Source organism: Staphylococcus sp. GDY8P57P (genome assembly GCF_017892585.1).
In the GTDB taxonomy this organism is placed as follows: Bacteria; Bacillota; Bacilli; order Staphylococcales; family Staphylococcaceae; genus Staphylococcus; species Staphylococcus borealis.
On record NZ_JAESLK010000161.1, the window covers coordinates 1 to 657 of the forward strand.

The 657-nt window shown below is 35.0% G+C and carries 1 pseudogene; it reads right to left on the reverse strand.

Features of this window, described 5'->3' with window-relative positions:
- Positions 1–562 (reverse strand): annotated as a pseudogene (locus KA878_RS14125) (ABC transporter substrate-binding protein); the annotation flags it as partial.
- Positions 563–657: the final 95 nt, after the last annotated feature.

Sequence of the window (657 nt, forward strand, 5' to 3'; positions counted from 1 at the left end):
GTGCATCCAAGGAACGTCTTTAATTAATTTAACTTCTAAAGTATGATCATCAATTGCTTTAACACCTAATTCTTCAGGTTTTTTCTTACCTGCAGTAATGTCTTTAGCATTTTCGATGTTTTCAAACATGTATGCATATTCAGCTGCTGTGTCTGGATCTACAGTTCTTTGCCAAGCATAAACGAAGTCATGCGCTGTAACTGGATCACCATTTGACCATTTTGCATTGTCTCTTAATTTGATAGTCCAAGTCTTACCATCGTGCAGAATTTTCAGGATCACCTTTTGCAACACCTGGTACAGCATTATCATCTTTATCTAATACATATAATCCTTCTAAAGTTTGGTTAAACGTAAAGAATGATACTTGGTCTGTTGCTAAAGATGAATCCATAGTTGGAATATCTGATGTTGAAGATAAGTTTAAGACGTTTTCAGATTTTTCGCTCTTAACGCCGCCTTTACCACCTTCGTCACTTTTAGAACCGCCACCACTACATGCTGCTAACGTTAAAACAGCTGCAACGAGTATTGACAATAAAACCGAAATCTTCTTCCTCATATAGCTTTTCCCCCTTGTTTTCTTACTTCTGAGTAATCAGAAGAGTTATTATAATTATATTTTAAAAATGCATGAATAACAATAAAAATTCACAC